Source organism: Phytohabitans aurantiacus (genome assembly GCF_027923225.1).
Lineage (GTDB): Bacteria > Actinomycetota > Actinomycetes > Mycobacteriales > Micromonosporaceae > Phytohabitans > Phytohabitans aurantiacus.
Map to the genome: position 1 here is coordinate 182,499 of NZ_BSDI01000011.1, position 26,091 is coordinate 208,589.

The 26,091-nt window shown below is 69.5% G+C and carries 23 protein-coding genes and 2 pseudogenes; 15 read left to right on the top strand and 10 right to left on the bottom strand.

The features are described from left to right. Positions 1-2: 2 nt before the first annotated feature. On the bottom strand, positions 3-1,190 hold the full coding sequence (locus QMG73_RS14505) for a hypothetical protein (protein WP_281895655.1): 1,188 nt from the start codon (positions 1,188-1,190) through the stop codon (positions 3-5). Positions 1,191-1,286: 96 nt separating this feature from the next. On the opposite strand from QMG73_RS14505, the gene QMG73_RS14510 reads away from it, so the two are divergent. The 3 genes from QMG73_RS14510 (at position 1,287) to QMG73_RS14520 (ending at position 3,363) form a co-directional block, all read left to right on the top strand. Next, the gene (locus QMG73_RS14510; protein WP_281895657.1) at positions 1,287-2,138 is read left to right on the top strand and encodes an AfsR/SARP family transcriptional regulator; all 852 of its coding nucleotides are present in this window, start codon (positions 1,287-1,289) and stop codon (positions 2,136-2,138) included. A gap of 362 nt (positions 2,139-2,500) precedes the next feature. Then, positions 2,501-2,932 carry an HIT family protein gene (locus QMG73_RS14515; RefSeq protein WP_281895659.1) on the top strand — a complete coding sequence of 144 codons (432 nt, stop codon included), beginning with the start codon at positions 2,501-2,503 and terminating at the stop codon, positions 2,930-2,932. After that, positions 2,929-3,363, top strand: a complete 435-nt coding sequence (locus QMG73_RS14520; RefSeq protein WP_281895661.1) for a hypothetical protein — start codon at positions 2,929-2,931, stop codon at positions 3,361-3,363. The genes QMG73_RS14515 and QMG73_RS14520 overlap by 4 nt, the downstream gene beginning before the upstream one ends. Before the next feature lie 475 nt (positions 3,364-3,838). Here QMG73_RS14520 and QMG73_RS14525 read toward each other — a convergent pair. The 5 genes and pseudogenes from QMG73_RS14525 to QMG73_RS14545 all read right to left on the bottom strand — a co-directional run. Next, positions 3,839-4,009, bottom strand: a pseudogene (locus QMG73_RS14525) (MBL fold metallo-hydrolase); the annotation flags it as partial. A gap of 16 nt (positions 4,010-4,025) precedes the next feature. Next, positions 4,026-4,451, bottom strand: coding sequence for a PIN domain nuclease (locus QMG73_RS14530; protein WP_281895663.1), 426 nt, complete (start codon positions 4,449-4,451; stop codon positions 4,026-4,028). Further along, positions 4,448-4,657: a type II toxin-antitoxin system VapB family antitoxin gene (locus QMG73_RS14535; RefSeq protein WP_281895664.1), complete on the bottom strand. Its 210-nt coding sequence runs from the start codon at positions 4,655-4,657 to the stop codon at positions 4,448-4,450. Before QMG73_RS14535 ends, QMG73_RS14530 begins: the two co-directional genes overlap by 4 nt. A 79-nt stretch (positions 4,658-4,736) precedes the next feature. Further along, positions 4,737-5,387, bottom strand: a complete 651-nt coding sequence (locus QMG73_RS14540; RefSeq protein WP_281895666.1) for an MBL fold metallo-hydrolase — start codon at positions 5,385-5,387, stop codon at positions 4,737-4,739. A 2-nt stretch (positions 5,388-5,389) separates the two neighbouring features. Further along, complete coding sequence (locus tag QMG73_RS14545; protein WP_281895668.1) at positions 5,390-6,130, bottom strand: maleylpyruvate isomerase family mycothiol-dependent enzyme; 741 nt, start codon at positions 6,128-6,130, stop codon at positions 5,390-5,392. A 305-nt stretch (positions 6,131-6,435) separates the two neighbouring features. Here QMG73_RS14545 and rsgA point away from each other — a divergent pair, with 305 nt between their 5' ends. The 12 genes and pseudogenes from rsgA (at position 6,436) to QMG73_RS14605 (ending at position 21,373) form a co-directional block, all read left to right on the top strand. Continuing rightward, complete coding sequence (rsgA, locus tag QMG73_RS14550) at positions 6,436-7,488, top strand: ribosome small subunit-dependent GTPase A (protein WP_281895671.1); 1,053 nt, start codon at positions 6,436-6,438, stop codon at positions 7,486-7,488. A 98-nt stretch (positions 7,489-7,586) separates the two neighbouring features. After that, positions 7,587-10,541, top strand: a pseudogene (uvrA, locus tag QMG73_RS14555) (excinuclease ABC subunit UvrA); the annotation flags it as partial. A 1,589-nt stretch (positions 10,542-12,130) separates the two neighbouring features. After that, on the top strand, positions 12,131-12,586 hold the full coding sequence (locus tag QMG73_RS14560; protein WP_281895673.1) for a Rieske (2Fe-2S) protein: 456 nt from the start codon (positions 12,131-12,133) through the stop codon (positions 12,584-12,586). Positions 12,587-12,617: 31 nt separating this feature from the next. Continuing rightward, the gene (gene uvrC, locus QMG73_RS14565; RefSeq protein WP_281895675.1) at positions 12,618-14,537 is read left to right on the top strand and encodes an excinuclease ABC subunit UvrC; all 1,920 of its coding nucleotides are present in this window, start codon (positions 12,618-12,620) and stop codon (positions 14,535-14,537) included. A gap of 9 nt (positions 14,538-14,546) precedes the next feature. Beyond that, the gene (gene rapZ, locus QMG73_RS14570; protein ID WP_281895677.1) at positions 14,547-15,434 is read left to right on the top strand and encodes an RNase adapter RapZ; all 888 of its coding nucleotides are present in this window, start codon (positions 14,547-14,549) and stop codon (positions 15,432-15,434) included. After that, the gene (locus tag QMG73_RS14575) at positions 15,431-16,429 is read left to right on the top strand and encodes a gluconeogenesis factor YvcK family protein (RefSeq protein ID WP_281895679.1); all 999 of its coding nucleotides are present in this window, start codon (positions 15,431-15,433) and stop codon (positions 16,427-16,429) included. Before rapZ ends, QMG73_RS14575 begins: the two co-directional genes overlap by 4 nt. A gap of 75 nt (positions 16,430-16,504) precedes the next feature. Next, the gene (whiA, locus tag QMG73_RS14580; RefSeq protein WP_281895681.1) at positions 16,505-17,485 is read left to right on the top strand and encodes a DNA-binding protein WhiA; all 981 of its coding nucleotides are present in this window, start codon (positions 16,505-16,507) and stop codon (positions 17,483-17,485) included. A 127-nt stretch (positions 17,486-17,612) separates the two neighbouring features. Next, a complete protein-coding gene (gap, locus tag QMG73_RS14585; protein WP_281895683.1) occupies positions 17,613-18,617 on the top strand; it encodes a type I glyceraldehyde-3-phosphate dehydrogenase in 1,005 nt (334 codons plus the stop codon). Further along, positions 18,614-19,807, top strand: coding sequence for a phosphoglycerate kinase (locus QMG73_RS14590; RefSeq protein WP_281895686.1), 1,194 nt, complete (start codon positions 18,614-18,616; stop codon positions 19,805-19,807). The genes gap and QMG73_RS14590 overlap by 4 nt, the downstream gene beginning before the upstream one ends. Then, positions 19,807-20,598 carry a triose-phosphate isomerase gene (gene tpiA / locus QMG73_RS14595; RefSeq protein WP_281895688.1) on the top strand — a complete coding sequence of 264 codons (792 nt, stop codon included), beginning with the start codon at positions 19,807-19,809 and terminating at the stop codon, positions 20,596-20,598. Before QMG73_RS14590 ends, tpiA begins: the two co-directional genes overlap by 1 nt. Before the next feature lie 50 nt (positions 20,599-20,648). Further along, on the top strand, positions 20,649-20,903 hold the full coding sequence (gene secG / locus QMG73_RS14600; RefSeq protein ID WP_173038233.1) for a preprotein translocase subunit SecG: 255 nt from the start codon (positions 20,649-20,651) through the stop codon (positions 20,901-20,903). A 125-nt stretch (positions 20,904-21,028) separates the two neighbouring features. After that, positions 21,029-21,373 (top strand): RNA polymerase-binding protein RbpA, encoded by a 345-nt coding sequence (locus tag QMG73_RS14605; RefSeq protein WP_281895692.1) that lies wholly within the window; start codon positions 21,029-21,031, stop codon positions 21,371-21,373. A gap of 72 nt (positions 21,374-21,445) precedes the next feature. On the opposite strand, the gene pgl is transcribed toward QMG73_RS14605, so the two are convergent. The 4 genes from pgl to QMG73_RS14625 are packed head-to-tail and all read right to left on the bottom strand — an operon-like array spanning position 21,446 to position 26,088. Next, on the bottom strand, positions 21,446-22,216 hold the full coding sequence (pgl, locus tag QMG73_RS14610; protein ID WP_281895695.1) for a 6-phosphogluconolactonase: 771 nt from the start codon (positions 22,214-22,216) through the stop codon (positions 21,446-21,448). Further along, a complete protein-coding gene (locus QMG73_RS14615) occupies positions 22,209-23,222 on the bottom strand; it encodes a glucose-6-phosphate dehydrogenase assembly protein OpcA (protein WP_281895696.1) in 1,014 nt (337 codons plus the stop codon). The genes pgl and QMG73_RS14615 overlap by 8 nt, the downstream gene beginning before the upstream one ends. 31 nt (positions 23,223-23,253) lie before the next feature. Further along, the gene (gene zwf, locus QMG73_RS14620) at positions 23,254-24,771 is read right to left on the bottom strand and encodes a glucose-6-phosphate dehydrogenase (protein WP_281895698.1); all 1,518 of its coding nucleotides are present in this window, start codon (positions 24,769-24,771) and stop codon (positions 23,254-23,256) included. 12 nt (positions 24,772-24,783) lie between these two features. After that, on the bottom strand, positions 24,784-26,088 hold the full coding sequence (locus tag QMG73_RS14625; RefSeq protein ID WP_281895701.1) for a glucose-6-phosphate isomerase: 1,305 nt from the start codon (positions 26,086-26,088) through the stop codon (positions 24,784-24,786). Positions 26,089-26,091: the final 3 nt, after the last annotated feature.

Below are 26,091 nucleotides of genomic sequence, written 5' to 3' on the forward strand. Positions count from 1 at the left end.
TTTCACTCCTTGATGAGCGTCGGTAGTGGGACCGGAGCGGCCGCGCAGGCGGTTTCGGGCTCGCGCAGGCTCATGAGGCGGTACATGTGGGTGCGCAGCAGTCCGGCGGCCCGGCCGGGTTCGGAGGTGAGCGCGTTCGCGGCTTCGCTGGCCTCGCTCGCTTTTTGGGTGGCATCGCTGGTTTTCTCGGCCGCCTCGCGGAGCTGGGCGGCGAGGGGGCGATCGGGTGCCAACATCGGCGTGAGCGCGACCGGCGACCCCGGCGCGGTGTGAGTCGCCGGGCCGCCCGCACGCAGCACGGGCACGCCCGCACCCGCCGCGTACGCGGTCGCGGAGCCGTGGTCGCCGACGAGTACGTCAGCCGCCGCGACCAGGCCACGCCAGCTCGTCGGCTCCACGACCAGCAGGCCGGCACGCCGCTGCTCTCGCAGCCAGCCGAGAACCTGGCGGGTGCCGTGCCCGTACCAGGCCGCCGGATGCAGCACGGCCGCGACGTCGTACTGGCCGGAGCGCAGTAACTCCGACACGACGCCCCAGCCGCGCGCGAAGAGCGACTCGGGCCCCCACGTCGAGGTGACCGCCACGAGCGGGCGCTTCACGCCGAGCGCGTCCCGGTACCGGTGCTGGTAGGGGCGGCTTGCGCGCAGCCGGTCCAGGCACAGGTCGCCGGTGACGACCGCTACCGGAGTCGCTTGTGGACAATGCCGTTCGAGAACCGGCAGGAGGTTTCGGTGCGGCAGTGCCACCGCGGCCGGCACCACCCGCCCGTACCAGGTGAGCCAGGGCGGGCTCAGGCCGACGACCATGTTGCTGGCCGGGCCGCCAAGCGCCGGCGGCGCCAGCTTGTTGTTCGGTACGCCGTGACCGAGCGCCAGCACCGGCCCGTGCAGCTGGTGCACGCTGCCCGAGTCGGCCGCCAGCACGAGATCGAAGTCGGTGTGCGTGGCCTGGTGCCAGCCGATCGTGATCGCGTCCAGGGCCCGCAGTCGCTCCGGCACGCCGCCCGCGAAGAGATCCGGCGCCTGTGCGAAGACCACCTGGACCCGCTGATCCGGTTCCAGCAGCTCCACCGCGTCCAGCACGTATCCCAGACACGCGAGGGTGTGCACCACCGCCAGTACCGTGCGCTCGGTGGGTACCGTGCGCCACGCCGCCGCGTCCCGCCCCACCGGTACTCGTAGCCATTCCATGCCGAGAGGGTGCGACCCTCGGTCGGACAGAAATCCGGACGCGAACCCGGACACGTGGGCCATGCGACACTGGGGGTTGTTGGCGGGAGGTTGCGAATGGACCTTCGACTCCTGGGAAACGTCGAGATCGCATCTGCTGGATCGGTCTTCTCGCTCAGCCGATCCGCGGAGCGTTGCGTGCTCGCCACCCTCGCCTTCAACGCAGGCCGGCCGGTGGGGATCGGCACCCTCATCGACAACATCTGGGGCGACGAGCCACCCGCGAAGGCCGACGAGACCGTCGCGACCCATGTGCGCGCCGTGCGGCGAATCCTCTCCCAGGCCGGCGGCGACCGCCAAATGATCCGCAACCACCGCCCGAGGGCGTACGAATTACGGGTCGATCCGTCCTGGGTGGACTACCACCGGTTCCGCGCCGGTATCGTCTCGGCGGCTCGGCAAGGCGACAACGCGGAAGCCCTCGTCGCCTACGAGCGCGCTTTCGACCTGTGGCGAGGCGAGCCGTTGGCCGGCATAACCGGCGACTGGGCCGACGGCCGCCGCCACGCGCTGCGCACCGAGCATCTCGACGCGCTGTGCGCCCTCCTTGAGCTGCGACTCAAGCTAGGTGAGTACGCCATCGTGGCGACCCAGGCGCGGCAACTCGTCCACGACTACGCGACCGAGCGGGTCCTGTCGCTCGCCATGCGCGGGCTGGCGCACGCGGGGTACCGCGCCCTGATCCCGGACCTTCTGACACAGGCCCGCGAACGCATGTGGCAGATAGCGAAGGTGCGGCCAGGCCCCGAGATCGAGGCGCTGGCGCGGCGGCTGGCGACCGGTGGTGTACCCGTGACGGTGGAGCAGCCGGCAGCGACGTCGACGCCTGTGGCCGGCGTCCACATGACCGCCACCCACAACGGCATGGTCTGGCAGTCAGCCGGCGACCAAATCATCACAGAGGGTTAGCGCTGCGATCCTCCCGATTTCGCGTCCTATCCCTCTTTGTCTGAGGTAGCCTCCTCCGCGCTTGGGGTGCTTGCCCCACAATGGACGATCACCTTCTGTGACGGTGCGTCACTTTCGGTGATCTAGGCGCGCATGAGGGAGTGACTTTTGGCCGGAGCACTTTGGCTGCTGGCAACGGCATCCGCCGCCGTGGACGTGGCATCCATCATCCAACCTGGGTATGTGCACTGGGAAGTCTTCAAACTGATAGCTCAGATGATCCGCTGATCGGTGGGGTCCGGCTGCCAGCCATCAGCCGGACCCAATCCGGTGGCGCGTGGGCTGGTATACAAGAGCCTCACGTCCAAGAAGGCGGGTCTTCGGTGAGCCAACGGTCTGACTGCGTTTTCTGCGCCATCGTCGCAGGCGAAGGACCCGCTCGCGAGGTGCTGCGGACCGACAGGATCGTCGCGTTCTTTCCGCTGGACCCGGTCGCTCCGGGACACACCCTCGTAGTGCCGCACTCGCACGCCCCCGATATCTGGTCCATCGATCGAGACACCGGTCATGCGCTCATGGACGCCACGCTCGAGATCGCCGAAGCCGTCCGGCGGGCGCTCCCCATAGACGGTCTTAACGTGATCCAGTCAAACGGCGAGGCGGCCACGCAATCGGTGCCGCACCTGCACATCCACGTCGTCCCCCGGCAGTGGGGAGACGCCATGGATATCGGCTGGCCATCGAAGACCAACTGGGGCGACGGTGCGATCGACGCCGCGCAGGACAAGCTCCGTGCCGTGCTGGGCCAGCGATGAGCAGCAACAGGAACGACGCCGACTTCGACCCGGAAGACCTTCGCAAGCATCTCGAACTCGTGCAGGCCGTCATCGCCCGACTGGCGCAATCGTCGACCGTCGCCAAAGGATGGACCCTGACCATCGCCGGCGCGGTCTTCGGTTTCTCGTCCTTCGGCGAGCGGTGGTACCTGACGCTTCTCGGGCTCGCCGTGATCCTGCCGTTCTCGGTGCTCGACATGTACTACCTGCACGAGGAGCGGCTCTTTCGGCGCCTGTACAAGGGCGTCTGTGACGGTGCGGTGCCATCGTTCTCGATGGACAAGGACGAGTTTCAAGGGTCCGTCGACTCCAGGGCCAGGATCTACTTCTCCTGGTCGGTGATCGGTTTCTACTCCCCGCTCGCCGTCGCCGGCGCCGTCGTATCACTAGCCGCGCTACTGGGCGCCTAGAGACCTTCCGGATCGGGCCGATCGCGTCCGCGCTGCCACGGCGAGCGGCTTGATCAGCGGGACAGCGGGCGCCCCCGGCTACCAGGAAGGCGGGTTGCGGGACACGGCGGGCGGCCCTGGAGCGACGGCGCCGACCGCGACGGCCGTCAGGTCAGTTCACGCCGCATCCAACCCCGGGTGGATGCCTGCGCTGCTTTGCTCTGCTTGCCCGGAGGAAACACCTCCAGCTTCCGATAGGAAGCTGAGCAAGACCGGCTCGGCCGGTGTGGCGGGTTTGTGGGAGCACGCAGGGTGAGGTCGCGGGAGCGACGGTAATGACCGCGGCGGACGTCGCGGCAGCTCAAAGTCGAATCCCGAAGGCCTACAAGATCCGCCGGTCGCGCCCGCCGATCAAGGGCGACCGCATCGATCAAGGGCGAATGCACGCGGAAAAGAGATCGAACCACGTGCATTCGCCCTTGATCGGCGGGAGAGGGCGGGATCGCCAGTCCGCGAGGGACGGGCGCTCGGCTCCCAGGGTCGAGTCCTTGCCGGGGCCCGGGTAGAACCAGGTCTCGTCGGGGAGGCGGTCGAAGAGCTTACGTTCGACGTCGTTGATGAGCGACACGAAGTTGGCGGCGTCTCCGCGCGTGTTGCCGACCCCACCGATCGGAACCACCGGGTCAGGCGATGGAGCCAGGCGGGGCAATCCATACCGCCGGCTGGCTCGTGACCTTGACGATTTCGTCGAAGTCGTGGTCGTAGTGCACGAGTGAGAGACCATTCAGCTCAGAGGTCGCGGCAAGGAGCAGATCGACCGCACCGGCTGAGCGGTGGGTGCCACGAGCGGTCATGGCGGCCTGGACCTCGGTCGCACGGCTGAAGACCCGGTCGGGCATGGCGATCCACGTGAAGGTCGCGCCAAGTAGCTCAAGCCATTCCTCTCGGTCGGCTTTGGACCGAGCGCTGTGCAGAAGTTCGAGTTCGGTAATCGGACAGATACCCATGACACCAGCGGTGATCTGTGGCTGCCACCGGGCACGGACCTCACCATCGCGCAGTAGCCGGACCACTGCGCTGGTGTCGATCAGGAAGCGGGCTGGGGTCATGCGCGGTATGTGGTCTTGTCCAGCAGTTCGTCGAACGTGCCGGTCTCTCCGAGCTCTGCGAGGCGAGCCAGGGCCTTTGCCCGTCGTAGCTGGTTAGCCGCCTGGCGTAGGGCAGTGTTGATGGTGTCCTTCTTCGTCTTGGTGCCAAGCAGCACCGACGCCTCCGCGAGGGCGTCATCGTCAACATCGACAAGCACCTTTGTCATAGTTGATCATCTCCCGTATATACCGAACTGCGGCCGAGTATATCTCGTGCGGGCGCGGGTGTGATCCCCCGACGCCTGGTCACCAGCCGCGGGCTCGCCACTCTGGGATCGAGTCGCGCTCGGCTCCCAGGGTCGAATCCCTGCCGTGGCCCGGATAGAACCAGGTATCGTCAGGGAACCGCCCGAAGACTTTCGCCTCCAGATCGGTCATCAGCGAGTCGAAGTCCCGCGGATTTGTTGTCCGGCCAGGACCCCCGGGGAAGAGGGAGTCGCCGGTGAAGAGGTGGGGGACGCCGGTTGGGTCGCGGTAGAGCAAGGATATCGATCCTGGCGTGTGCCCGACCAGATGGATGACTTCCAGGGTGCAGTCGCCCACCGACACCGTTTCACCGTCGGCCACCGTCTCGGACGGTACGGGGAGCTCGCTGGCGTCGGCGGCGTGGGCGACTGAGCGTGCGCCGGTCGCCGCGATCACCTCTTCCAACGCTACCCAATGGTCCATGTGCTGGTGTGTTGTTACCACTGTGGACAGTCCACTGTCGCCAATCAAGGAAAGCAGGCGCGGCGCCTCGTTGGCGGCGTCGATGAGAGTTTGCTCGCCGGTGGCGCGGCACCGCAGAAGGTATGCGTTGTTGTCCATCGGGCCGACGGACACCTTGGTGATGGTGAGCGCGTCAAGCTCGCGGACGTCGGGCGGGCTGCCGGGGCTGACGTCTCCGGTGTAGGGCATTTTCACATCCAAGCGGGCACGGACGGCAGCGGGCCGTCGGGGATGACGCGCAAATTGTCGCCGGCGGAACGGCCGGACAGCCAGCCGGCGAGGGCGTGTGACGGGCCGGCGACGACTGGAACGCCGGCCGCGTCGCCAGCGTCGTCGCCGGCGGGAGCGGGGCGCAGGGACAGGTCGTGGCCGAGCTCGTCGGGGCGCAGGATCAGGGTGGGGGCGTCGTGGCGCTTTCCGAAGCCATTGAGGAGCTCGCGGAGCAGGTGCTGGCTGAACGCGTCGGGCCAGTCGGCGGTGGTGTATCCGGCGTCGAGGTCGACGTGGTGCACCTCTACCTCGCGCAAACGGTCCCACACCACGATGGTCGCGGGCACTTCGCGGCCGCCGAGCTTTTCGATGGTCGCCGCCCAGGCGGACGCGGGCATGTCGGCGGCCAGCTCGGCGAAGCGGGTGGCGGCCGCGCGCACGTCTTCGACCTGCTCGGCGAGGGGACGGCCGGCGCCGGCCTCGATGTCGGCGGCGCGGGCTTCCGCGCTCGGGTACGCCGGCGTGCGAACGCCGGTGCGTGCCCAGTTGAGCAGGTTGACGTACGCGTCGGCGTTGCGCGCGAGGTGGGTCAGCACGTGCCCTCGGGTCCAGCCCGGAAGTGACGACGGTCCGGCGGCGTCGCCGAGGGTGGCGGCGGTGCGCAGCAGCCGGTCGGTGGCCTGGTCGAGCTGAGGCAACAACACGAGCGGATCAGTGGTCATGCGCCGCCTCCCGCCGCCGCCACAAAGCGGGTGGTGCCACCTGAAGACAGCAAGGACAGCGACCAGAGGGACTGGCGGCTACAGGGAGGCTCAAAGGGCGCATGATCCGCGCTCGCGGAGCGGGCGCCAGCTAGCTCGGTCACACCCCCGACCCTACAGAAATCAGTTCCCCCCAGCCCGGCTTGACCTTACTGTCTCTTCAGACGCGTCACGAAGGCCCGAGAGGAGGTGAGGACCGAAATGAGCTTCCTCGCCTCGACCCGCCCGCAGCGATAGGGCTTCCTTTCTCTCACAAAGGTTTTCCGATGACGTTCGATCTGACGTCCCTTGGTTGGGATGACTCGTATCCGAAACTAGACAACCACCATCGTCCGGGCCGCGTCGTCCGCGCGGACCGTGGGATCTGCACCGTGCTTTGCGCCGATGGCACGGTGCGGGCCAGCCTCGGCGGAGGCGTGATGGCGGCCGCCGCACACGATCCCGCCAACCTGCCGTGCGCCGGAGACTGGGTGGCTGTGCGCGCGTGGCCCGACGACCGGCTGACCATCGAGTCAGTGTTACCTCGTCGCACCGCCATCGTCCGGCGCACATCCGACAAGGACTCGACGGGTCAGGTGCTCGCCGCCAACATTGACGCGGCCGCTGTCGTCGAGCCCATGCATCCAACGCCCGATGTCGGGCGGATCGAGCGTTTGTTGGCGCTCGCCTGGGATTCCGGCGCTCAGCCTGTCGTCGTACTCACAAAAAGCGATCTGGCGGCGGACCCGGATGCTGTCGCCGCGGACATCGCGGCTTTCGCACCTGGTGTGGATGTTGTCGCGGCGAGCGCGCCGCGCGGCGATGGCCTGGAGCGCCTGCGGCCGCTGGTCGCGGCCGGGCGCACGCTCGGCCTGCTCGGTCCGTCGGGCGCGGGCAAGTCCACGCTGGTCAACGCGCTCGCGGGCGCGACGGTCATGGGCACACAATCAATCCGTCGTGCGGACGGTAAAGGCCGGCACACGACCACATATCGGGCATTGATTCCTGTACCGGGTGGAGGGGCGATCCTGGACACGCCTGGTGTGCGGTCGGTCGGGCTGCTCGACGGGTCGGAGGGGCTCGACCAGGCGTTCGCCGATGTGGCGGAGCTGGCGGCTGAGTGCCGGTTCAGTGACTGTCGCCACGAGGACGAGCCGGGGTGTGCGGTGCGGGCGGCGATCGAGTCCGGCGACCTGGCGCCGCGGCGGCTCGCGAGCTGGCGGCGACTGCAGCGGGAGGTCGCGTTCGAGGCGCGCCGGAGAGACGTCCGCCTGGCCGCTGAGGAGCGCGCGCGGTGGCGCCGGATTCACCGGGAGGTGCGTGCCAGGCATCGCCCGTGAGGTGCGGGAATGCCCTCGCGCGGGAAATTGTCGTACCCCGGGACTAGAGTTGCTCCGGCAGTTACACGTGTTCGAAAACCTTCTCCCGGGGGCAGGTAGTGTCCGACCGACTGATCATCCGTGGCGCGCGCGAGCACAACCTTCGCGACGTCAACCTCGACCTGCCGCGCGACGCGATGATCGTCTTCACCGGGCTGTCCGGATCGGGCAAGTCCAGCCTCGCCTTCGACACGATCTTCGCGGAGGGGCAGCGACGTTACGTGGAGTCGCTGTCGTCATACGCGCGGCAGTTCCTCGGGCAGATGGACAAGCCCGACGTCGACTTCATCGAGGGCCTTTCGCCCGCCGTGTCGATCGACCAGAAGTCCACGTCGCGCAACCCGCGTTCGACCGTGGGCACGATCACCGAGGTCTACGACTACCTGCGGCTTCTGTTCGCGCGCGTGGGCGAGCCGCACTGTCCCAAGTGCGGGCGGCCGATCTCGCGGCAGACGCCCCAGCAGATCGTCGACCGCGTGCTCGCGATGGACGAGGGCACCCGTTTCCAGGTGCTCGCGCCGGTCGTGCGCGGCCGCAAGGGTGAATACGTCGACCTGTTCGCGGAGCTCCAGTCCAAGGGTTACGCGCGCGTGCGGGTCGACGGGGTGGTGCACCCGCTCACGGAGCCGCCCAAGCTGAAGAAGCAGGAAAAGCACACCATCGAGGTCGTGATCGACCGGCTCACCGTCAAGGCGAGCGCCAAGCAGCGGCTCACCGACTCGGTCGAGACCGCGCTGCGGCTGGCGGCGGGCGTGGTGATCCTCGAATTCGTCGACCTGCCCGAAGACGACGAGCACCGCGAGCGCACCTTCTCCGAGCACCTGGCCTGCCCGTACGACGACCTGTCGTTCGAGGCGATGGAGCCGCGCAGCTTCTCCTTCAACGCGCCCTACGGCGCCTGCCCCGAGTGCACCGGCCTCGGCACCAAGAAGGAGGTCGACCCCGAGCTGGTCGTGCCCGACGCGGAGCGCACGCTGCGCGAAGGCGCCATCCAGCCGTGGGCGACCAACCAGACCCTGGAGTACTTCCTGCGGCTCCTCGAAGCGCTCGGTGAGGCCGAGCACTTCAACATCGACACCCCGTGGCGCGCGCTGCCCGCGCGGGCGCAGAAGACCATCCTGTTCGGCGTCGAAGACCAGGTTCATGTGCGGTACCGCAACAAGTACGGGCGGGTCCGGTCCTACTACACCGGGTTCGAGGGCGTGGTGCAGTGGCTGGAGCGGCGGCACTCCGACACCGAGTCCGATTGGTCGCGCGACAAGTACGAGGGGTACATGCGCGACGTGCCGTGCCCCGCGTGTGGCGGCGCCCGGCTCAAGCCAGAGGTGCTGGCGGTCACCATCGACGGCCGCAGCATCGCCGAGGTCTGCGGGCTGTCGGTGGGTGACTGCGCCGAAATGCTCGGTTCGCTGGTGCTCAACGACCGGCAGAAGATGATCGCCGAGCGGGTGCTCAAGGAGATCAACGCGCGGCTGCGGTTCCTGGTCGACGTGGGTCTGGACTACCTGTCGCTCGACCGGCCGGCGGGCACCCTCTCCGGCGGCGAGGCGCAGCGGATCCGGCTCGCCACCCAAATCGGATCCGGCCTGGTCGGCGTGCTGTATGTGCTCGACGAGCCGTCGATCGGCCTCCACCAGCGCGACAACCACCGGCTCATCGAGACACTGGTCCGGTTGAAAAACCTCGGCAACACGCTGATCGTCGTCGAGCACGACGAAGACACCATCCGCACCGCCGACTGGATCGTCGACATCGGGCCGGGCGCGGGCGAGCACGGCGGCCGCATCGTCCACACCGGATCGGTGGCTGACCTGCTGGCGAGCGAAGAGTCCATCACCGGTGCCTACCTGTCGGGCCGGCGGTCGATCCCCACTCCGGGCATGCGGCGCATGCGCATCCCCGGGCGCGAGCTGGTCGTGCAGGGCGCGCGCGAGCACAACCTGCGCAACCTGACGGTGGCGTTCCCGCTCGGGCAGTTCATCGCGGTCACCGGTGTGTCCGGGTCGGGCAAGTCGACCCTGGTCAACGACATCCTGTACACGGTGCTGGCCAACCAGATCAACGGCGCCCGCATGGTGCCGGGGCGGCACACCCGCATCACCGGTCTCGACGAGGTCGACAAGGTGGTCGGCGTCGACCAGTCGCCGATCGGGCGCACCCCGCGCTCCAACCCGGCCACCTACACGGGCGTGTTCGACCACATCCGCAAGCTCTTCGCCGAGACCACCGAGGCGAAGGTGCGGGGTTACGGGCCGGGGCGGTTCTCGTTCAACGTCAAGGGCGGCCGGTGCGAAAACTGCGCCGGTGACGGCACGATCAAAATCGAGATGAACTTCCTCCCCGATGTGTACGTCCCCTGCGAGGTGTGCAAGGGCGCGCGATACAACCGCGAGACCCTCGAGGTGCACTACAAGGGGCGCACGATCTCCGAGGTGCTGGAGATGCCGATCGAGGAGGCGTCCGGGTTCTTCGAGGCGATCCCGGCGATCCACCGGCACCTCAAGACTCTGGTCGACGTGGGGCTCGGATACGTGCGCCTGGGCCAGCCGGCACCGACGCTGTCCGGTGGCGAGGCGCAGCGCGTCAAGCTGGCGTCCGAGCTGCAGAAACGGTCGACCGGCCGCACGGTGTACGTGCTCGACGAGCCGACGACAGGCTTGCACTTCGAAGACATCCGCAAGCTGCTGCGAGTCCTGGAGAGCCTGGTCGACAAGGGCAACACGGTCATCGTCATCGAGCACAACCTCGACGTGATCAAGACGGCCGACTGGCTGATCGACATGGGTCCCGAGGGCGGTCACAAGGGCGGCACAGTGATCGCTACCGGTACGCCCGAGGAGGTGGCCGAGGTGCCCGAGAGCCACACCGGGCAGTACCTGCGGCACGTGTTCGGGCTCGACGGCACACCGACCGGAGGCGCGGAGGCCACGTCGCGCGCCGCCAAGGCCAATGGGGTGGCGAAGAAGGCGACGTCGCGGTCGGCATCCGGGGCGGGCTCGTCAGCCTCGTCGGCCTCGTCGTCCGGGGCCGCTCCGGCGGCTGGCGTAGCCGCGGGCGCGTCCAAGACCAGGGCGGCGTCGAAGACGGCGGCGGCTGCCTCGAAGGCGGTGCCAGCGTCGAAGGCTGCGACGGCATCGAAGGCAGCGTCAGCGTCGAAGGCGACACCGGCGTCGAAGGCGACGCCGGGCTCGAAGAGCGCGGCCGGGGCGAAGGGGGCGGCTGCGTCGAAGGGCGAGGCTCCCGGTGCGGCGAAGGCCGCGAAGGCGGCGGCGCCGAAGGCTCGGCGCGCTCCGGCCAGGTCTCGGGGCTAACGCCCGGTTCTGTACAACGTCGCCGCTCTGCGCGGGCGTTGCGCTGGTGGTTGCGCTTGTGCGCCGGCGTTGCGCTCTGTGTGCTTGCGCTTGCGGCGGGACTGGCGCTGCGCGCTGGTGGTTGCGCTCCGCGCGGGCCTTGCGCTCTGCGTGCTTGCGCGCTGGCGGTTGGGCTCCCCTCTGCGCTGCTGCCTCTTCTCGCCGATCAAGGGCGAATGCACGTGGTTCGATCGCTTTTCCGCGTGCGTTCGCCCTTGATCGATGCGAACGGCCTTGATCGGCGGGCTTCGCGGCGGTCTCGACCACATCCGCCTCGCGGCCTTAAGCCGGGCGGCCTGGCGTCGCGACGCTGGCGCGGTGTGGGATGCCGCAATTTCCGGGAAAGTGCGCCTTCCGACCGGGTCTGATCCAGCAAGTTCCCTGAAGTTGTCGTAACGCCGCCGGGTCCGCGGGCCGCATTGGGCTGGGTCGCCCGTGTGTCGATCTCCGGCGCCAGATATCAGGGGCATAGCGGTCGGAGCGACCGCGCCGCGCTCTCATTCCGGCGGGTCCGGCGGTCTGGTGGCTCGGCGATCAAGGAGATCTGCATGGATCAAGGGCGAATGCACGCGGTTCGATCGCTTTCCGCGTGCATTCGCCCTTGATCGATGGGAGGGGCGGCGTGTCGCGCGGCGTGTCGCGGGTGGGCCATGGACGGCCAGCGACCTGGCCGGCGGCGGGGGTATTCGCCCGCGATCGGGCGGGTTATATGCCGGTTATATGCCGGCCTTGTCGGTGCGGGCTGCGGGCTGCGGGCTGCGGGCGGACGAGCGGCGGCGGGGCAGCGGGCGCCGGGCGGCGGGCTGCCGGCGGCGGACGGCGGGCGGCGATCAAGGGCATCTGCGTGGATCAAGGGCGAACGCACGCGGAAAAGCGATCGAAGCACGTGCATTTGCCCTTGATCGGCGGGGAGAGGGCGGCGCTATCGCGCGTCGCGTCGCGTCGCGTCGCGTCGCGCTGGGCTGGGCTGGGCGGTGCGCGGCGCCCTTGATCGGCGGGGAGAGGGCGGCGTTGCCGCGGGTCGTGCGCCGCGATGCGACGCGCGATGCGACGCGGCGGGCGGCGCGGCGGGCGGGGCGGGGCGGCGTTGCCGCGCGGCCCGCCGCTCGCCGCGGTGCGGCGCGGCGGGCGGGGCGGGTTCGGGGGAGTGGGCTAGGGGGTGGGGTGGAAAAGGGCGTACGGCTCAAAGTGAACCGATCGGGGTGACGCTCCGTGTCTATTGGCGTGGTCGCGTTCAACAGGAAGGGTGAGCCATGAGCGAGGAACAGCCGGTGATTGATCCGGCCGTCACGAGCCGGCGGGTGCTGCTCGCGGGCGCGGGTGCGATCGGCGCCACCGCTGTCTTGGCGGCTTGCGGCACTGATCCCGATGAGGATGCGGGCAGCGGCAGTCAGTCACCGACCGCCACGCAGGGTAGCGGTGGCGGGGCGCTGGCCAAGACGAGCGAGATCCCCGTCGAGGGTGGCACGATTTTCGCGGCGCAGAGCGTCGTGGTGACTCAGCCGGCGCAGGGGGAGTTCAAGGCGTTCAGCAGTACCTGTACGCATCAAGGGTGCCCGGTCACCAGTGTCGATGGCGGCACGATCAACTGCAACTGCCACGGCAGCAAGTTTTCCATTGAGGACGGCTCCGTGAAGAAGGGGCCGGCCACCAAGCCGCTGACCGAGCGTCAGCTCAACGTCGAAGGCGAGAACATCACGCTCGCGTAGGAGTGTCACTGGTGCGGGCTAGGCTGATTGCGTGGCCGACCCCGCAACCTACCGTCCCGCGCCGGGCACCATTCCCGACGCTCCTGGGGTCTACCGCTTTCGCGATCCCAGCGGCCGGGTGATCTATGTCGGCAAGGCGAAGAGCCTGCGCAGTCGGCTGAATTCGTACTTTGGGGATCTGTGGCACCTGCACCAGCGCACCCAGCAGATGGTCACCACCGCGGCGTCGGTCGACTGGGTCACGGTGGGCAGCGAGGTCGAGGCGCTCCAGCTCGAATACTCCTGGATCAAGGAGTATGACCCGCGGTTCAACGTGAAGTACCGCGACGACAAGTCATACCCGTTTCTTGCTGTCACGCTCGACGAGGAGTACCCGAGGCTGCAGGTGATGCGCGGCGCCAAGCGCAAGGGCGTGCGCTACTTCGGTCCGTATTCTCACGCGTGGGCGATCCGCGAGACGCTCGACCTTCTCCTGCGGGTCTTCCCGGCGCGGACCTGTTCTTCCGGTGTTTTCAAGCGTGCCGGCCAGATTGGCCGGCCCTGCCTGCTGGGCGACATCGGCAAGTGTTCGGCGCCGTGCGTCGGGCGGGTGTCCGTCGAAGAGCACCGCGACATCGTCCTCGACTTCTGCGACTTCATGGCCGGGCGCACCGACGCGATGGTGAAGCGGCTGGAGCGGGAGATGATGGCCGCGTCGCAGGAGCTGGAGTTCGAGCGGGCGGCGCGGCTCCGCGATGATCTGGTGGCGCTGCGGCGGGCGATGGAGAAGCAGACCGTGGTGCTGGGCGACGGCACCGACGCCGACGTGGTGGCGTTCGCGGAGGATCCGCTCGAAGCGGCGGTGCAGGTGTTTCACGTGCGGGGTGGGCGGGTGCGCGGCCAGCGCGGCTGGGTCGTGGAAAAGGTCGAGGATCTGTCCACCGGAGATCTGGTGCACCATTTTTGCAGCCAGGTCTACGGCGGTGAGCACGGTGAGAGCGATGTGCCGCGGGAGATGCTGGTGCCGGCGCTGCCCGCCGACGCCGACGCGCTCGCCGACTGGCTGACGCAGCATCGGGGCAGCCGGGTGAGCCTGCGGGTGCCGCAGCGTGGAGATAAGAAGGCGTTGCTGGAGACGGTGGCGCGCAACGCGGCCGAGGTGCTGACGCGGCACAAGCTGCGGCGGTCCGGTGACCTGACCACCCGCAGCAAGGCGCTTGAGGAGATCGCCGAGGCGCTCGGGATGTCGACGGCGCCGCTGCGCATCGAGTGCTACGACGTGTCGCAGATCCAGGGCACCGATGTCGTGGCGAGCATGGTCGTGTTCGAAGACGGGTTGGCGCGTAAGAGCGAGTATCGGCGGTTCGCGGTGCGGGGCGCCACGGACGACCTGTCGGCGCTGTCTGAGGTGCTGCGGCGGCGGTTCGCCAGATATATAGAGGCGCGGGCCGAGATCGGCGAGCTGGACGCGGAAGAGACGCCCGGCATCGATCCGACGACCGGAAAGCCGCGCAAGTTCGCGTACCCGCCGCAGCTCGTCGTGGTCGACGGTGGGCAACCACAGGTGGCCGCGGCGGCCGCGGTGCTCGCGGACCTCGGGATCGACGACGTCGCGCTCTGCGGTCTCGCTAAGCGGCTGGAAGAGGTGTGGCTGCCCGGCGACGATTTCCCGGTGATCCTGCCGCGAGCGTCCGAAGGGCTGTATCTGTTGCAGCGGCTGCGTGACGAGGCGCACCGGTTCGCGATCACGTTCCATCGGCAGCGGCGGTCGAAGCGCATGATCACCTCTGGGCTCGACGGTGTGCCGGGGCTTGGCGAGGTGCGGCGCAAGGCGTTGCTGCGGCAGTTCGGGTCGTTGAAGCGGCTGGCCGCCGCCACGCCCGAGGAGATCGCCGAGGTGCCGGGTATCGGACGGCGAACAGCCGAAGCGATCGTGGCGGCGTTGAACGCACCTGCCGAACCCACCCCATAGGATCTAGTGGTGCACGACGACGCCCGGCGGGACGATCAGGAAACCGAGCTGGTGGTGGTCACCGGTGTGTCCGGCGGCGGCCGCAGCACGGTGGCGCGGGCCTTGGAAAATGTCGGTTTTTACGTGGTCGACAACCTGCCCCAGGCGCTGATGCTCGACATGGCCGAGCTCGCGCAGAAGGCCGGTGGCGCCGCCCAGCGCACCGCGATGGTGCTCGACGTGCGGAGCCGGGCGTTCTCCGCCGATCTGGTCGGTGCGATCCGGGCGCTGAAGGAACGCGGGTTCCAGCCGCGGGTGGTGTTCGTCGACGCCGACGACGAGGTGCTGATCCGGCGGTTCGAGAGCGTGCGGCGGTCGCATCCGATGCAGGGCGACGGGCGGCTGGCCGACGGCATCGCGGCCGAGCGCAAGCTGCTGGAGGAGGCCCGCGACCAGGCCGACGTGATCATCGACACCAGCCACCTCAACGTCAACCAGCTTCGGCGGCGCGTGGAGGAGATGTTCGGCGGGGAAGACGCGCGCCGGCTGCGGGTCACCGTGCTGTCGTTCGGGTTCAAGTACGGCCTGCCGCCTGACGCCGACTTCGTGCTCGATGCCCGTTTCCTGCCCAACCCGTACTGGGTACCGGAGTTGCGTGAACACACGGGTCGTGAGGAAGAAGTGAGCCAGTACGTGCTGGGGCAGCGGGGCGCGGTGACGTTCGTGGAGACGTACGCCCGGCTGATCAACGCGACGGCGCCCGGCTTCGAGCGGGAGGGCAAGCGGTATCTGACCGTGGCGGTCGGATGCACCGGTGGAAAGCACCGCAGCGTCGCGATCGCGGAGGAGCTGGCCACGCGGCTGCGCCACGCCCGCCTGGCCGCCAACGCCCAGCACCGCGACCTGGGGCGGGAATGAGCGGACACGCCGCCGCGGGAGCACCAACGGCACCCGGGGGCGCCGGACGGCGTACCAAAGTTGTCGCTTTTGGAGGCGGCCACGGGCTCGGCGCTTCGTTACGGGCATTGCGCCGCACCGCTCCTGATCTTGATTTGGACATCACGGCTGTAGTCACCGTCGGTGACGATGGCGGATCCAGCGGTCGCTTGCGTGCGGAGCGCGGCGGCCTGCCACCGGGCGACCTGCGCCAGGCCCTCGCGGCCCTCGCCGACGACGACCGCAAGCTGACCGCCGACCTCTTCCAGCATCGCTTCGAGCCGCCCGGCCCGCTCACCGGCCACACCGTGGGCAACCTGGTGCTGCTCGGGCTGATGGAGCTGCTCGGTGACCCGGTCGAGGCGCTCGCGCAGGCCGCCGGCATGGTCCGGGCGGTGGGTCGGGTGCTGCCGATGTCGTGCCAGCCGCTGGGCATCGAGGCCAACGTGCGCGGCGCCGATCCGGCGCGCCCCGACGAGGTGGTCATCGTGCGCGGCCAGCACAACATCGCCGTGACACCGGGCCAGGTCGAGTCGGTGCGGATCACACCGGCCGACGCGCCCGCCTGCCCGCAGGCCGTGGCGGCGATCACCGACGCCGACTGGTTGATCTTCGGCCCGGGCAGCTGGTACACGAGCGTGATCCCGCATCTGCTCGTGCCCGAACTGGCCGCGGCGATCGTCGCGAGCCCGGCCCGCCGGCTGGTCACCCTCAACCTGGCGGAGGAGAGCGAGACCCTCGGACTGTCGCTCGCTGACCACCTCGCGGCCCTCCGGTGGTACCTGCCCGCCCTGAAAGTCGACACGGTTCTCGCCGACGGGAAAGCGGTAGGCGACCCCGAACCCGTGCGGCATGCGGCAGAATCTCTGGGTGCGCAACTCGCGGTGGCGCCCGTGGCAGCACCGGACGGCACCGCTCGGCACGATCCCGGCGCTCTCGGCGCCGCATTGGTGCCGGTATTGGCCTCCGGTCGTTAGACCCAAATAAAGCACGCAGAGATATCCAGAGACCCAAATAAAGCACCTCACAGATGTCCAGGAGATGACACCGAAATGGCGATGACCGCGGCGGTCAAAGACGAGCTGAGCCGGGTCGACGTACCCAAGCCATGCTGCCGTCGGGCGGAGATGGCCGCCCTGTTGCGCTTCGCTGGCGGGTTGCACATCGTCTCGGGGAGAGTCGTCGTGGAAGCCGAGCTCGACACCGGCAACGTCGCGCGCCGCCTGCGGCGCGAGGTTGCCGAGGTGTACGGCTACCCGAGCGAGATTCACGTGCTGGCGTCGGGCGGCTTGCGCAAGGGCAGCCACTGGATCGTCCGGGTCGTCAAGGACGGCGAGGCGCTGGCCCGCCAGACCGGGCTGCTCGACGTGCGTGGCCGTCCGGTGCGCGGCCTGCCTTCGCACGTGGTGTCGGCGGGAGTGTGCTGCGCGGTGGCCGCCTGGCGGGGCGCGTTCATGGCGCACGGCTCGCTGACCGAGCCCGGCCGCTCCTGCGCGCTGGAGATCACGAGCCCGGGGCCGGAGTCCGCGCTGGCGCTGGTCGGTGCCGCGCGGCGGATGAGCGTCACGGCCAAGCAGCGCGAGGTGCGCCACGTCGACCGCGTGGTGGTCAAGGACGGAGACGCGATCGCCGCGCTGCTCACCCGCATAGGAGCGCACTCCAGCGTGCTCGCGTGGGAGGAGCGCCGGGTACGTCGTGAGGTGCGGGCCACCGCCAACCGGCTGGCCAACTTCGACGATGCCAACCTGCGGCGTTCCGCCCGGGCGGCGGTGGCCGCCGCGGCACGGGTCACGCGGGCGCTCGACATCCTGTCCGAAGACGCGCCCAACCACCTCACCTCGGCGGGCCAGCTGCGGCTGGAGCATCGTCAGGCGTCACTGGAAGAGCTGGGTGCGCTGGCCGACCCGCCGCTGACCAAGGACGCGATCGCGGGACGCATCCGCCGGCTGCTCGCGCTGGCCGACAAGCGCGCCCGTGACCTGGGCATTCCGGACACTGAGGCGGCCGTCACACCTGAGATGCTGGTCGGCTGACGTGGACCCCGGCCCCGGGTCGGCACCGCAACTCGGATAGGGTCGAGGTGCAACGGCGACGGGGCCGAAACACTCTCCGCCGGTTATGGCTTCCGCCCGGCGGACCAGAACACGAGGAGATGGACCTGTGACCATCCGGGTTGGCATCAACGGCTTCGGCCGTATCGGCCGTAACTTCTTCCGGGCGGTGCTCGCCTCCGGCGCCGACATCGAGCTCGTCGGCGCGAACGACCTCACCGACAACGCGACGCTTGCGCACCTGCTCAAGTACGACAGCATCCTGGGCCGCCTGCCTTACGAGGTCAAGGCCACCGGCGACGAGATCACCGTCAACGGCAAGACGTTCAAGGCGCTCGCCGAGCGCGACCCGGGCAAGCTGCCCTGGGGCGACCTGGGCGCCGACGTCGTCATCGAGTCGACCGGCTTCTTCACCGACGCCACCAAGGCCAAGGCGCACATCGACGCCGGCGCCAAGAAGGTCATCATCTCCGCCCCGGCGAAGAACGAAGACGTGACGGTCGTCATGGGCGTCAACCACGAGTCGTACGACCCGGCGAAGCACTCGATCATTTCGAACGCGTCCTGCACCACCAACTGCCTCGCCCCGATGGCCAAGGTGCTGCACGACTCGTTCACCATCGAGCGCGGTCTGATGACCACGATCCACGCCTACACGCAGGACCAGAACCTGCAGGACGGCCCGCACAAGGACCTGCGCCGGGCCCGCGCCGCCGCGCTCAACGTGGTGCCGACCTCCACCGGTGCCGCCAAGGCGATCAGCCTGGTGCTGCCGGAGCTCAAGGGCAAGCTCGACGGCTACGCGCTGCGCGTGCCGATCCCGACCGGCTCGGCGACCGACCTCACCGTGACGCTGGCCCGTGAGGTCACCGTCGAAGAGGTCAACGCCGCGGTGAAGGCGGCCGCCGAGGGCCCGCTCAAGGGCTTCCTCAGCTACACCGAAGACGAGATCGTCTCGGCTGACATCGTCACCGACCCGGCCTCCTGCATCTTCGACGCCGGCCTCACCAAGGTCATCGGCGACCAGGTCAAGGTCGTCGGCTGGTACGACAACGAGTGGGGCTACTCGAACCGCCTCGTCGACCTGGTCAAGCTGGTGGGTTCCTCGCTGTGACGATCAAGACTCTCGACGATCTTCTCGCCGAGGGTGTGCAGGGTCGGCGCGTGCTCGTGCGCGCCGACCTGAACGTCCCCCTCGACGGGTCGACGATCACTGACGACGGCCGCATCCGCGCGGTGCTGCCGACGCTGGTCGCCCTGCGCGACGCCGGCGCCGCGGTGATCGTCATGTCCCACCTGGGCCGTCCGAAGGGCGCGCCCGACCCGAAGTACACCCTCGCGCCGGTCGCCGCTCGCCTCGGTGAGCTGCTGGGCGCGCCGGTCGCGTTCGCGGCCGACACGGTGGGCTCATCGGCGGTTTCGATCGTCGAGAGCCTGAGCGCGGGGCAGGTGGCCCTGCTCGAAAACCTGCGCTTCAACGCGGGCGAGACCAGCAAAGACGAGGCCGAACGCGGCGCGTTCGCCGACCAGCTGGCCGCCTTCGGCGAGGCGTACGTCGACGACGCGTTCGGCGCCGTCCACCGCAAGCACGCCAGCGTGTACGACGTGCCGGCGCGCCTGCCGCACTTCGCTGGTGGCCTGGTGCTGCGCGAGGTGCAGGTGCTGGCGCGCCTGACCGGCCAGCCCGACCGGCCGTACGTGGTGGTGCTCGGCGGTTCGAAGGTCTCCGACAAGCTGGCCGTCATCGAGGCGCTCCTGCCCAAGGTCGACAAGCTGCTCGTCGGCGGCGGCATGTGCTTCACGTTCCTCAAGGCCCAGGGCCACGAGGTCGGCAAGTCGCTGCTCGAAGCCGAGATGATCGACACCTGCCGCGACCTGCTCGACCGTGCCGCAGGCCGGATCGTGCTGCCGGTCGACGTGGTGGCGGCGACGGCTTTCGCGGCCGACGCTGATCATGACGTCGTCCCCGCTGACGGGATCCCCGCTGACCGGCTTGGCCTCGACATCGGCCCGGAGAGCGTCGCGCTGTTCGCCGAGGCGGTCAGCACCGCGAAGACCGTGTTCTGGAACGGCCCGATGGGCGTGTTCGAACTCGCCCCGTTCGCCGCCGGCACCCGCGGGGTCGCCGAGGCGATCGCCAAGATCGACGGGTTCTCGGTCGTCGGCGGCGGTGACTCGGCCGCGGCGGTGCGCACGCTCGGGATCGACGAGACCGCGTTCGGTCATATCTCGACCGGTGGCGGTGCGTCATTGGAGTACCTGGAGGGCAAGACCCTCCCCGGCGTCGCTGCTCTGGAGAAGTGATGGCTGCCCCCGCTCGCCGGCCCCTGATGGCCGGCAACTGGAAGATGAACCTCAACCACCTCGAGGCCAACCTCTTCGTGCAGAAGCTGGCGGCCAGCCTCAACGAGCAGCAGCTCAGCGACGTCGAGGTCGTCGTCCTCCCGCCGTACACCGACATCCGCACCGTGCAGACCCTGGTCGACGGCGACAAGCTGATGATCGGATACGGCGCGCAGGACCTGTCGCCACACGCCAAGGGCGCCTACACCGGTGAGATCTCCGGTGCGATGCTCGCCAAGCTCGGCTGCCAGTACGTCGTCGTGGGGCACTCCGAGCGCCGGCAGTACCACCACGAAGACGACGCGCTGGTCAACGCCAAGGTCAAGACGGCACTCGGGCACGAGATCACGCCGATCCTGTGCATCGGCGAGGGCCTTCCGATCCGCGAGGCGGGCGAGCACGTCGCTCACTGCGTGAGCCAGCTCGACGCGGCTCTCGACAAGCTCAAGGCCGAGCAGGTGGCCAAGGTCGTCGTGGCGTACGAACCGGTGTGGGCCATCGGCACCGGCAAGACGGCGACGCCGGAAGACGCCCAGGAGGTGTGTGCCGCGATCCGGGCACGCATCGCCGAGAAGTTCGGCGCCGAGACCGCGGCCGTCGTGCGCGTGCTCTACGGAGGCTCGGTCAAGGCCGTAAACGTCGCGAGCATCATGGCAAAGCCGGACGTCGACGGGGCCCTCGTCGGCGGCGCGAGCATCGACGCCGAGGAGTGGGTACAGATCTGCCGCTTCCCGGAGCACGTCAGCCGCTGACGTTCGGCTATCCTTGGTCCGCTCCCATTTCGAGAGGATTGACCGCCGCCATGCCGATCGCGTTCGCATACACGTTGATCGTGTTGCTTGTCATCACGAGCTTCCTGCTCATGCTCCTGATTCTGCTGCACCGCGGTAAGGGTGGCGGCCTGTCGAGCATGTTCGGCGGTGGCGTGAGCACCAGCCTGGCCGGCTCGTCGGTCGCTGAGAAGAACCTCGACCGATACACCATTTTGGTGGGCATCGTGTGGTTTGCGTGCATTGTCGGCCTGGGCCTCTGGCTCAAACTCGCGATGAACAGCTAGTCCCACCAGCACCACTGGTAGTCGTAGACTCTGCGCGCGGTCCGTTTTCGGGCCGCGCGTAGAGTTTTTCCTTTAGAGCCTCATTCCGGTCGAGAACCCCCCTCCATCGACAGGAGCGAAGAGTCGTGCCACATGGCAGCGCCATCCGAGGCACCCGAGTCGGTTCCGGTCCCATCCGACCCGTCGAACGGTGCGAACCAGCCCCCCGACGCGAAGTCACCTACTGGTGCGCGAAGGGCCACTCGTTGGAAGTACTGCTCGCCGCTGACGCCCCCGCGCCGCCGACCTGGGACTGCCCGCGCTGCGGCCAGCAGGCCGGCCAGGACGCGCAGAACCCGCCCGGCCCGTCGCGCGCCGAGCCATACAAGACCCACCTGGCGTACGTGAAGGAGCGGCGCTCCGACGCCGATGGCGAGGCGATCCTCGCCGAGGCGCTGGCAGCCCTCCGCCACCGCCGCGGCGAGCTCTAGCGCCCCGTGATCATTGCGTCATTCAAGTCGCTATGACGCCTTGAATGACGCAATGATCACGGAAGGACGTGGCTAGCGGAGGCTGCGTAGGCGGGGAGCGACCTCGGCGGCTGCCGCGCGGTCCAGGAGCCACAGGGTGCGCTCGACGCCGTGGACGCCGGCCGCCGGCACCTGCACCGGGCCGCCGCCCGCCATCGCCATGCCCACCGCCTTGGACTTGTCGGTGCCGGCCGCGACCAGCCACACCTCTTCCGCCGTGTTGATGGTGGGGATGGTGAGCGTGGTGCGGATCGGCGGCGGCTTGGGGCTGCCACGCACGGCGCTCACCGGCCGTGTCTCGTACGCCACCGGGTGCTCGGGGAAGACCGAGGCCACGTGGCCGTCTTCGCCGACCCCGAGCATGAGCACGTCGAAGTGCGGCAGGGCGGCGTGACCCGGCTTGGCAGCCGCGGCGAGCGTGTCCGCGTACCGGGCGGCGGCCGCCTCCGGATCGGCGCCATCGGGACCGTCGGAGGCCGGCATCGGGTGCACCCGGGCCGGGTCGAGCGGCAGCGCGTCGAGCAGCGCCGCCCGTGCCTGGGTCTCGTTGCGGTCGGGGTCGCCGGCGGGCAGGAACCGCTCGTCACCCCACCACACGTCGACCCGCGACCAGTCGACGGCGTCACTGGCGGGCAGGTCGCGGACGGCGCGGTACACCGCCGCGGCGACCCGGCCACCGGTCAGCACCACGCCCGCGCTGCCCCGCTCGGCCTGCGCGTCGATCAGCTTGATGATCAGCCGAGCGGCCACCGCCTGCGCGAGGACGTCTGGGTCGGCGTGGACGACGACGCCGGTCTCAGCCATTGACGCCCGCATTGACCGGGCCCACCGCGCCGACATTGCGCTTTTCGACGGCCGGGTCCTTCCACTCGTGCACCCGCTTCGGGGGCCGGCTGTTGAGCCCCGGCACCCGGGCGAAGGCGCTCAGCGCCTCGGCGTACACGCCGTCGGCGTCGAGCCGGCGCAGCTCCTCGGCCAGTTCGTCACCCACCGGCCGGCGGACCAGCGGCAGCGTGCGGTCGGCCTGGCCGGTACGCGTGAAGATGGCGCTGCTGTCTTCGCGGGTGAGCGTGAGCACGTCGCCGTTGGCGCACTCCAGCGCGACCGAACGCATGCGCGGGAACGAGGTCGTCGGCTCCAGCCGGGGCCGGATGCCGAGGCGGGCGGCCAGCCAACCGGTCATGATCGCGGCGGTCGGGTCACTCTCCGGCGCCACGATCGTCGCGCTCGTGACCTTGGCTTCGACGGTGTCGAAAGCGCCGGCCAGCAGGGTGCGCCACGGGGTGATCCGGGTCCAGGCGAGGTCGGTGTCGCCGGCCGCGTAGTCGACGGCCCGCTGCCGCAGGGCGCCGACCCGGTCGGCGGCCATCGCGCTGTCGGTGATGCGGCGGTCGGCCACGATGCCCAGGTAGTCGTTGGCGATCCGGTCCGGCGGCTCGCCGTGCCACCAGGTGACCACCGGCACGTCGGGTACCAGAAGCGGCATGACCACCGACTCGGCGTGCAGCGCGAGCCGGCCGTACATGCGCATGACCACGGCCTCGCACGGGCCGAGCCGCCCACCCACGACGATCTCGGCGTCGAGCCGGTTGTTGGGGCGCTCGAAGTCGTCGCGCACGACCATCAGCAGCCGGCACGGGTGCGCGGCCGCCGCGATCGTGGCGGCCGCCTCGGCCTCGCGTACCCGCTTCTCGTCGACCACGACGATCAGCGACAGTGCCATGCCGCTGGCCACGCCACCAGCGCTGCGCCGCTCCGCGGACAGCGCCTTGACCACCTCGTTGCCGGTGGTGTCCCAAAGACCAATCATCCTGAGCTCCTGGTTCGCTCGCTACGCTCGCTCATGCACGCCTCCAGTGACGGCCCTCGCGGGCCAGCATCTCGTCGGCCGCGCGCGGCCCCCACTCGCCGGACCGGTACTGCTCGGGCTTCACGCCCTCCCACGCCTCTTCCAGCGGATCGACCACATGCCAGCTCTGCTCGACCTCGGCGGCGTCGGGGAACAGCGTCCGGTCGCCGATGAGCACGTCGAGCACCAGCCGCTCGTACGCCTCCGGGCTGGACTCGGTGAACGCCTCGCCGTACTGGAAGTCCATCGCGATGTCGCGCAGCTCCATCGTGGTGCCCGGCACCTTGGAGCCGAACTTGAGCACCACGCCCTCTTCCGGCTGGACCCGGATCACGAGCTGGTTTTCGCCGAGCGCCTCGACGTCGGCCGGGTTGAACGGCAGGTGCGGCGCCTTCTTGAACAGCACCGCCACCTCGGTGACCCGGCGCGGCAGCCGCTTGCCGGCCCGGATGTAGAACGGCACGCCGGCCCAGCGCCTATTTTGGATGCCGAGCCGCACCGCCACGTACGTCTCCGTGTTGGAGTCCTGCGGCACGCCCTCCTCTTCCAGGTATCCCTTGGCGCGCTCGCCGGCGACCCAGCCCTGCAGGTACTGGCCGCGCACCGTGCCGGCCTTGATGTCCTTGGGCAGGCTGATCGCGCGCAGCACCTTCAGCTTCTCGGCGCGGATCTCGGCGGCGTCGAAGCTGGTCGGCTCCTCCATCGCGACCAGCGCCAGGAGCTGGAGCAGGTGGTTCTGGAGCACGTCGCGGGCGGTGCCGGTGGCGTCGTAGAAGGCGGCCCGGGTGCCGATGCCGACGTCTTCGGCCATGGTGATCTGCACCGAGTCGACGTACTTGGAGTTCCACACCGGCTCGAACAGCGAGTTGGCGAACCGCAGCGCCATGATGTTCTGGACGGTCTCTTTGCCCAGGTAGTGGTCGATGCGGAAGACGTCGGGCCCGGTGAAGACGTCGTCGACGAGGTCGTTGAGCGACTTGGCCGAGGTCAGGTCGGTGCCGAAGGGCTTCTCCACGATCACCCGGCGCCAGCCGCCGCAGCGCTCGTTGTCGGCCATGCCGGTGCGGGCGAGCTGCTTGAGCACGGTCGGGAAGGCCGACGGCGGGATCGACAGGTAGAACGCCGCGTTGCCGTGGATGCCGTGCGAGTCGCGCAGCTCGTCGAGCGTCGAGGCGAGGTTGTCGAACGCGGCGTCGTCGTCGAACGCCCCGCCCACGAACTTCATGTTGCCGGAGAGCCGCGCCCACACCTCCTCGCGCCACGGTGTGCGCGCGTGCGCCTTGGCGTGCTCATAGGCCATCGACTCGAAGTCGCCATGCCCCCAGTCGCGGCGGGCGAAGCCCAGAACCACGAAGCCGGGTGGCAGCAGACCCCGGTTGGCCAGGTCATATATGGCGGGAAGAAGCTTCTTGCGAGACAGGTCGCCGGTCACCCCGAAGATCACCAGAGCGCAGGGCTCCGGGATACGTGGCAGCCGGCGATCCTGTGGATCGCGCAACGGGTTACCCACGGACTTATCCTCTCAGTTTCCCAAGGCCCGGGCGGCGTCCAACAGTTGAACGATCCCTGCTGCGCGCTCGGCCAGGTCGAGACGCACGATCCGGCGTCCGTCTCGCGCCAGCTCCGCGCGGTCTGCGGCGGCCTGCGCCGCCTGAAGATCGCCGAGTTGGTACTGGTCAGAAGCGACCGCCCCGGTGATCTGAAGATGAGTGCCGGCCGGCGGGCGGGGCTGCGGCCCCCAGCCGAACGCGACCGGACGGCCGGCCACCTCGGCCAGCAGCGGCCGCAGCCGCGCGACCTGGGCATCGGCGACCGGATCGAGGTACGCGGTGATCGACAGGTATCCGTCGGGGCGGCTGCCGAGCAGCAGCCCGCCAAGCGCTTCGACGACGCTCCCGGCGGACGTCCCGTATCCGGTCACCGAGCCCTCGGTGAACGTCTCCCCGATATGCGGGGCCGGCGTCGCCGAAGGAGTGGATCGCTGAGGGGTGAGCCCGATGGCGTGCTCCCACACCAGGAACTGGGCGCCCAGCGGCCCGTTGACCGCCACGTCGGGCCAGACGCCGCCGCCTGGCACCGTGCCCGCACCCAGCGAGCCACCCACGGTGACGGTGAGGGTCCGGTCGCCGGCCACCGGGGCGGCCGGGTCTTCCAGTACCACGGGCAGGACGCCCAGCGACGCGGCCAGCAGCCGGCCGACCCAGTCGGTCAGGCCGATCAGGCCGGTGCCGTCCGATACCACCGCGACCGTGTCGTAGCCGGCGGCGAGCGTCGAAGCCAGCGCCCGCGCGGGGTTGTCTTCACCCCGCGCCAGCGCGGCCGACAGCTCGCTGGCCTGGTCGACCAGCTCGGCCACGTCGACACCCGCCAGCGCCGCCGGCACGAGCGCGGCGGCGCTCAGCGCCGAACGGCCGGCGGGCACCACGTCGTCGACCTGGACGAACCGGCGTGCGGCCTCCGCCTCGGTCAGGCCCGAGTCGAGGAACGCGCTCAGGTATGCCCGGCGGATCGCGTCGGTGACGTCGGACGCGGCGGTGACCACCACGACCGTGCGGTCGAGGCGGTCGCCGAGCGCGCGTTCGACAGGGCCGGGGTCGGCCGTGTCCAGAGCGGTCAGCGGGCGCCCGAGCGTGCGCGTGATCGCCTGAGCGGCCAGCGACGGACCCACCGCCACGACGTGGTCGAGGTCGGCCACTTCCTCCGCCAGCTCAGCCAGCAGCGGAAGCAGGGGGTCGAGCCCGGGCGGCCCGTGATCCGCCGTCAAGTCGGCGCCGAGGCGGCTGGCTCGCCAAACAGCGAGCCCGGCCGCCGCCTCGACTTCCTTCACGTC